The organism is Candidatus Methylomirabilota bacterium (genome assembly GCA_036002485.1).
Taxonomy (GTDB): domain Bacteria; phylum Methylomirabilota; class Methylomirabilia; order Rokubacteriales; family CSP1-6; genus AR37.
The window spans coordinates 1-6936 of sequence record DASYTI010000234.1 but is presented as its reverse complement, the minus strand read 5'-3'; the positions used below and the strand labels follow the sequence as shown (position 1 = coordinate 6936).

8 protein-coding genes are annotated in these 6936 nt (G+C 67.5%); 6 read left to right on the top strand and 2 right to left on the bottom strand.

Features of this window, described 5'->3' with window-relative positions; genetic code table 11:
• The 5 genes from VGT00_20435 to VGT00_20415 form a co-directional block, all read left to right on the top strand.
• Positions 1–300: hypothetical protein (locus tag VGT00_20435; GenBank protein HEV8533798.1), on the top strand; the 300-nt coding region annotated here is incomplete at its 5' end.
• Between the two features lie 53 nt (positions 301–353).
• Complete coding sequence (locus VGT00_20430; GenBank protein HEV8533797.1) at positions 354–1658, top strand: extracellular solute-binding protein; 1305 nt, start codon at positions 354–356, stop codon at positions 1656–1658.
• A 12-nt stretch (positions 1659–1670) separates the two neighbouring features.
• Positions 1671–2612, top strand: coding sequence for a sugar ABC transporter permease (locus VGT00_20425; protein ID HEV8533796.1), 942 nt, complete (start codon positions 1671–1673; stop codon positions 2610–2612).
• A gap of 12 nt (positions 2613–2624) precedes the next feature.
• Complete coding sequence (locus VGT00_20420; GenBank protein HEV8533795.1) at positions 2625–3452, top strand: carbohydrate ABC transporter permease; 828 nt, start codon at positions 2625–2627, stop codon at positions 3450–3452.
• 68 nt (positions 3453–3520) lie between these two features.
• Positions 3521–4132 (top strand): alpha/beta family hydrolase, encoded by a 612-nt coding sequence (locus VGT00_20415; GenBank protein HEV8533794.1) that lies wholly within the window; start codon positions 3521–3523, stop codon positions 4130–4132.
• A 4-nt stretch (positions 4133–4136) separates the two neighbouring features.
• Here VGT00_20415 and VGT00_20410 read toward each other — a convergent pair whose 3' ends face one another.
• Positions 4137–5618 (bottom strand): AMP-binding protein, encoded by a 1482-nt coding sequence (locus VGT00_20410; GenBank protein ID HEV8533793.1) that lies wholly within the window; start codon positions 5616–5618, stop codon positions 4137–4139.
• 183 nt (positions 5619–5801) lie between these two features.
• Here VGT00_20410 and VGT00_20405 point away from each other — a divergent pair, with 183 nt between their 5' ends.
• Entirely contained in the window at positions 5802–6596 is a 795-nt protein-coding gene (locus tag VGT00_20405) for an enoyl-CoA hydratase (protein HEV8533792.1), read from the top strand.
• A gap of 3 nt (positions 6597–6599) precedes the next feature.
• Here VGT00_20405 and VGT00_20400 read toward each other — a convergent pair.
• Positions 6600–6936 (bottom strand): zinc-binding alcohol dehydrogenase (locus VGT00_20400; GenBank protein ID HEV8533791.1); only part of this gene is annotated, 337 nt, incomplete at its 5' end.

Below are 6936 nucleotides of genomic sequence, written 5' to 3'. Positions count from 1 at the left end.
AACTCGGGGAACGCGGCCAGCCGCGTGGAGTCCTTCATCCAGTCGAAGGGCGCGTACGCCTACGGCGGCTACCCCGACATCGACGATCTCTTCCAGCAGCAGGCGCGGGAGCGGGACCCGAAGAAGCGGGAGGCGCTCCTCCACAAGATCCAGCAGCTCACCATCGATCGCGTGATGTTCGCCCCCCTCATGGACCTCCGCGCGCTGATGGGCGTCGGCGCGCGCGTGGGCAAGCACACGATCACCGAAGTCTGGATGAGCCCGTTCCCGTCCTACGAGGACATGACCCTCAAGAACTGATCGTAGGGGAGCCGCCGAGGCACCACGGTTCACCTCGCGAAGGAGGAAGAACGATGGCCTCCCAGAAATCCACTCGCACGACCCGCCGCCAGTTCCTCACGTCGACCGCCCTCACGGCCGGAGCGGCCGCCACCCTCTCCTTCCCTGCCCCCGCGGTGGGGCAGCGACCCAAGCTCGTCTACTGGTGCTACCAGTTCCTGAAGGCGAGCGACGAGGCGCGGGCGAACTTCGCCCGGGAGTGGGCGAAGAAGAACAACGTCGACCTGCAGCTCTCCATGGTCCCGTGGAAGGAGTTCATGCCGAAGATCACCGCGGCCATCGAGGCCAAGGCCACCCCCGACATCGTCGAGTCGGGTGGGGTCGAGCTGAGAGGCCGGGGACAGCTGCTCGAGGTCACGGATGTCTACCGCAAGCTCGAGAAGGCCCACGGCGGCTGGGTGGGCTCCTCCGCCAAGTTCATGCTGGAGCCCGACGGCCGGGTGCACCACATCCTCTACGGCCTCCAGGGCTTCATGCTGATCGGCCGTGACGACCTGGTCAAGCAAGCCGGTCTCACGCCGCCCCCCGCGACCTGGGTCGACCTGCTCGCCTACGCCAAGAAGGTGCAGCAGCCCCCGAAGACCTACGGGCTCGGGATTCCCGTGAGCAACCAGACGGACTCGCAGGTCTGGGAAGACATCATGAAGAGCTACGGGGCCCGCCTCGCCGACCAGGCGGGCAAGCGCATCATCCTGGGCGACCACAAGAAGGAGGTGTGGGAGTTCCTCGACTACTTCACCGAGGTCTGGAAGTCCGGCACGCTCCCGCCCGGCGTGACCACGTGGGACAACACGATGAACAACTCCACCTACCAGTCCGGCAAGGCCGTGTTCGTCCTGAACCCCATCACCATCTCCCTGTGGCTCGAAGAGAACAACCCCGAGCTCCTGGCCAAGACCGGGCACTACACGTTCCCTCGCGGGCCCAAGGGGCTGATCCAGCCGCTCACGTACGGCTCGCGCGCGATCCTGAAGTACACGAAGGTGCCCGAGCTGGCCAAGCAGTTCCTGCTCGACTCCATGGACCACGACAAGATGGACCAGGAGATGCTCGTCAGCCAGTGGGGTCCAGTTCTAAAATCGTATCTCGACTTCCAGGTCTGGAAGAAGAAGCCCTTCATGAAGGGCCTCATCGACTTGTCGCTCCGCGGCGAGGTCCAGAGCCACCCGGACGTCTTCAACGACGCCTGGCGCGAGCAGAGCACGAACACGACGATCTCCCGCATGCTCCAGCGGATCGTGGTGGACAACTGGTCTCGCGACAAGGCGTTCGCGGAGACGCTCGACGTCCTGAACAAGATCTACGCGAAGTACGCGTAGCGGACGGGCGTCATGGCCATCCGGCCGCGATCCATCGACGTCGCCATTCCGTCGCAGGGGTGGACGGTCCGGCGGCCGTCGTCACGGGCACGCGAGGAGCTCTGGGGCAAGGCCCTCCTCCTCCCCACCGTGCTCATGCTCGTGGGGCTCGTCCTCTACCCGTTCTTCTACGCGATCTGGCTCAGCTTCACGGACAAGACCGTCGGGTCGGTGGGCCAGTTCGTCGGCCTCAAGAACTTCCGCTACGTCATCGCGTGGCCGCAGTTCAGCGCCGCCCTCGTCAACACCTTCGTGTTCACGGTCAGCGCGCTGGCCATCAAGTTCGTGGTCGGGATGGCGGTGGCCTTGGTGCTCAACCAGCAGATCCGGGGGCGCAACTTCTTCCGCGCGTTCCTGCTCCTGCCCTGGGTGATGCCGGCCTTCGTGGTCTACCTCGTGTGGCGCTGGCTCTACGACCCGCTGAGCGGGCTCTTGAATCACGCCCTCCTCGACCTCGGGCTCGTGGCGGGCCCCATCGCGTTCCTCTCCGATCGCAGCACGGCCATGGTGTCGGTGATCATCGCCCACTCCTGGCGTGCCTTCCCCTTCTTCGCGATCTCCTTCCTCGCCGGCATGCAGACCATCGCGCAGGAGCTCTACGACGCCGCCCAGGTGGACGGCGCCTCCCGGTGGCAGCAGTTCAGGCACATCACGCTGCCCGGGCTCTATCACATCATCGGGGTGGTACTGCTCCTCTCGACGATCTGGACCGCGAACGCCTTCGAGCCGGTCTATCTCCTGACGGGCGGCGGACCGTCCGACGCCACCATGGTCTACACGATGCTCGTCTACGTGATGGGGATGGTGAACCTCCGCCTGGGCGAGGCGGCGGCCGTCTCCACGCTCTTCCTGCCCCTGCTCGTGGCCCTCGTGCTGGCCGTCACGATTCTCCTCCAGAAGAAAGCCGACGCGTGAGGAGCCCCCGTCATGCGTGAGCCGCTCTCCATCCGGGTCCTCACCTACGGCCTGCTCGCCTGCTTCGTCCTCATGGTCGCGGTGCCGCTGTTCTGGATGGTGACCACCGCGCTCAAGACGAACAAGGACCTCTACGAGGACTTCAGCTACCTCCCGAGCCGGCCGACCCTCCAGCACTTCGTCCGCGTGATCCAGCGCGAGGACCTCCTGAGAAACATCTGGAACAGCTTCGCGGTGGCGTCGACGACCACCGCGGTCACCGTGGTGGTGAGCGCCATGGCCGCCTTCAGCATCGTGCGCTACCGCTACCGGGGACGGGAGTGGATCGGGCGCTTCATCCTGTTCAAGTACGTGCTGCCCACCGCCATGCTCTTCGTCTCGCTCTACGCGATCGTGGTCGCCCTCGGCCTCGGCAACACCCTCAAGTCGCTCATGCTGACGTACCTCTCGTTCACGGTGCCCTTCTGCACCTGGATGCTCATGGGGTACTTCCGGAGCATTCCCGCCGAGCTGGAGGAACACGCGATGGTGGACGGATGCACCAAGATCGGCGCCCTCTTCCGCATCCTGCTGCCCCTGTCGGCGCCGGGCCTGGTCGCCTCCGCCATCTTCTCGTTCACCCTGGCCTGGAACGAGTTCCTCCTCGCCCTCGTCTTCACCTCGGACCACACGACGATGACGGTGCCCATCAAGCTCTCGATGATGGTGGTGGGCGACCAGTACATCTGGGGGCAGCTCATGGCCGGCGCCATCCTGGCCTCGATCCCCATCGCCGTCCTCTACTTCATCGGTCAGCGATTCGTGGTCAAGGGGCTCGCCGCGGGCGCGGTCAAGGGCTGACGCTGGTCCCGCCGCCTGGGCGGAACGTCGAGCGCGTCGACGTCGCCGGCGACCCACCCGTCCGCGGCGTGCTGCACCCGGCCGGGTTGAGCGGCGCCGACGGCCTCGTCCTCACCCACGGGGCGGGCGGCAACGCCGACGCGCCGCTGCTGGTGGCGGTGGCCGAGGCGTTCGCTGCGCGCGGCGTCGCCGTCCTGCGCTGTGACCTGCCCTATCGCCAGGCCCGGCCGCGCGGTGGGCCCTCGCCCGCCGGCGCCGCGCGCGACCGCGAAGGGCTACGCGCCGCGCTCCGCGTGCTCCGCGAGCGCGTCAGCGGCCGCCTCTTCCTCGGCGGCCACTCCTACGGCGGCCGCCAGGCTTCCATGCTCCTCGCCGTCGAGCCCGCGCTGGCCAGCGCCCTGCTCCTCCAGTCCTACCCGCTGCATCCGCCCGGCCGTCCCCAAAATCTCCGCACCGCCCACCTTCCAGACCTCCGCGTGCCCACGCTCTTCGTGCACGGGACGACCGATCCGTTCGGCTCGCTCGCCGAGCTGGACACAGCGCGGGCGCTGATTCCTGGACGGACGGCGCGGCTGAATGTGACCGGCGGGCACGATCTCGGCTGGAGCCGAAAGCGCGGGGACGCCACGCTTCCCGAGCGTATCGCCGGGGCGTTCCTGGAGCTCGCAGGCCCGAGGTAGTGGCCTAGCGCCCCGGCGGCCCTCCGCCCTTGGCGAGGCGCTCGGCGCGCAGCGCGGTGCGACGGACCTTTCCATCGTCCCCGCGCAGGGGCGCCGTCACGAACTCGTAGGTGCGGGGCCGCTTGTACTTCGCCAGCCGCGAACGCAGGAACTCGTCGAGCTCCGGGCCCGTGACCGGCTCGAGTGCCTGCACGATCGCGTGCACCGCGTTGCCGTATTCGTCGTCGGGCAGCCCGATCACGCACGAGGATGTCACCTTCGGGTGCTCGTCGAGCGCGGCCTCGACTTCGGCGGGATACACGTTCGCGCCGCCGACCAGGATCATGTCGGTGTCGCGGTCACTGAGATAGATGTAGCCCTCCTCGTCCACGCGACCCATGTCGCCGAGCGACTCCCAGCCGCCCGGACGCGACTTCGCAGAGGCCCCGATGTACCGGTAGGACGGCGGCGCGCCCTCGCCACGACGCATCCAGATCTCACCCACATGGCCCGGAGGCAGCTCGTTCCCGTCGGTGTCGAGGACCCGCATCTCGCCGAAAGCGGGGCGGCCGACCGAGCCCCGGTGCTCGAGCCATTCGCTGCCGGTGATGACCGTGAAGGACTGCGCTTCCGTCCCTCCGTAGAGCTCGAGGATGCGATCACCGCCGAGCCAGTCGATCCAGGCTTCCTTGAGCCAGATGGGGCACGGGGCCGCCATGTGAAACACCACGCGCAGGCTCGACAGGTCGTGTCGGGTGCGCTCGTCCTCGGGCAGCCGCCAGATGCGGTGCATCATCGTCGGCACCGCGTACATCCAATCGACCCGGTGCTGCTCGATGAGGGCGAGGGCGAGGGCGGGGTCGAATCGCGGCATGACCACGACATGGTTACCGCTGAGCAGCGCGAGCACGGAAGTCATGAAGGGGCCATTGTGGTAGAGGGGACCGGTCACCAGGTGCACGCCGTCCTGCGGCACCCGCAGGAGCGTTGCGAACCCCGCGATCCCCTCCCACGTGGCTGGCTGTGTCGCCACGATGAGCTTCGGCCGCCCCGTGCTCCCGCCGGAGGTCGGCGCCTTGAATGACGCGCCGACCACCTCGGGCAGCGGGTCCGACGGCAGCGAGGAGTCGGGCTCGAACCCCGCGGGGACGGTGGTCCGGCCGGGGGCCTCCGACGGGTCGACCCCGACGACGAGAGAAGGGTTCGCGAGATCGATGATCGCGCTTCGTTCCGCGGCGGGCAGCCGGGACGAGATCGGCTGCGGAGTCGCGCCAAGCTTCCAGGCGGCGATCGTCGCCTCGAAGAAGCCGATCCCGTTTGGAAGACCGATGGTGACGAACGAGTCGCGGATCACGCCGAGCTCGCGGTAGGCGCGGGCCAGACGGTTCGTGCGCGATTCCAGCTCGGCTCGCGAGACCGACTCCCCTGCGCACGAGATGGCCGGACGGTTCGGATCCGCCTGCGCGAGCCTTCCGACGAGGACGCCGAGCGGCGTCTCCTCGCTCATGGGTCCAGGGAAGCGCTCGGAGCCGCTCAGCTCGGTCTTCGCCATGGCTGGGACAGTAGCACGCACGTTGCCCATGCGGCAGGGCGTGGGGTCACCTATCGCAGGCTTGTGCTTTGACGCTGGCCCCGCTACCCTACGGCCATACGGCGTAGGACACGACCCCGCATCACCTGGAGAACAACCATGAGCCAGGACGCGCCTCTCCTCCTCGAAAAAGACGGACCCATCGGCTGGATCATCTTCAACCGGCCGGAGAAGCGAAACGCCGTGGGTTTCGAGACGTGGCAGCTCATGCCCGACTACGTCAAAGATCTGGTCGCCGATGACGCCATCCGCGTGGTCATCCTGCGCGGGGCCGGCGACCAGGCCTTCGTGGCCGGCGCCGACATCTCGCAGTTCAAGGACCGGCGAAAGAACATGGACGACGAGGCGGAGTATCGAAAGATCAACGCGCGCGGGCAGGAGGCGCTCGCCAGCCTGGCCAAGCCTCTCCTCGCCATGATTCACGGCTACTGCGTGGGCGGCGGGGTCAGCATCGCGCTGAACTGCGATATGCGGATCGCCTCGGACGAGGCGCGCTTCGGCATTCCCGCGGCCCGGCTGGGCCTCGGCTACCACTACCACGGCATGGAAAAGTTGATGGATCTGATCGGCCCGTCGTATACGAAAGAGATCTTCTTCACCGCGCGGACCGACTGGAGCGCCCAGGACGCCCTCCGCATGGGGCTGGTCAACCACGTAGTGCCCAAGGCGGAGCTGGAGACTTTCACGCGGGACTATGCCATCACGATCTCGCGCAACGCGCCGCTGACCATCCGCTCCGCCAAGGCCACCGTGGAGCAGCTCGTCAAGCCGGCCGCGCAGCGCGACCTCGCCCTGCTCGACAAGTTGATCGCCGACTGCTTCAACAGCCAGGATTACCAGGAGGGCGTCAAGGCCTTCGCCGAGAAGCGGCGCCCCCAGTTCCAGGGGCGCTGAGGCTCACATGGCGATGGCCGCGCGGGAGATCTTCTCGTGCGGCGCGCCCTGGCGCTGCATCCAGTCCGCCTGCTGGAAGCCTTCCGAGATGCGCTCGAGCGGAAACACGTGGGAGATGAGCCGCTCGAAGGGAAACCGCTTGAGATTGCGCCGAAGGAAAGCGAGGGACTGCTCGAGCGCCCACGGTGAGTAATTGGATGTGGCCACGAGCCGCGAGTTGCCGCGGACGAGGGCGGTGGCGTCGTAGCTGAAGATGTTGCCGGGCGCGATGCTGCCCACCTCGAGGTAGCAGCCGCCGCCCCGCAGCATCCGCAGTCCTTCGGGGATGACCTCGGGATAG

What these genes read in the sequence shown, in the direction of transcription:
- VGT00_20430 (HEV8533797.1), top strand. Translation starts at nt 354, where the DNA reads ATGGCCTCCCAGAAATCCACTCGCACGACCCGCCGCCAGTTCCTCACG.
- VGT00_20425 (HEV8533796.1), top strand. Translation starts at nt 1,671, where the DNA reads ATGGCCATCCGGCCGCGATCCATCGACGTCGCCATTCCGTCGCAGGGG.
- VGT00_20420 (HEV8533795.1), top strand. Translation starts at nt 2,625, where the DNA reads ATGCGTGAGCCGCTCTCCATCCGGGTCCTCACCTACGGCCTGCTCGCC.
- VGT00_20410 (HEV8533793.1), bottom strand. Translation starts at nt 5,618, where the DNA reads ATGAGCGAGGAGACGCCGCTCGGCGTCCTCGTCGGAAGGCTCGCGCAG.
- VGT00_20405 (HEV8533792.1), top strand. Translation starts at nt 5,802, where the DNA reads ATGAGCCAGGACGCGCCTCTCCTCCTCGAAAAAGACGGACCCATCGGC.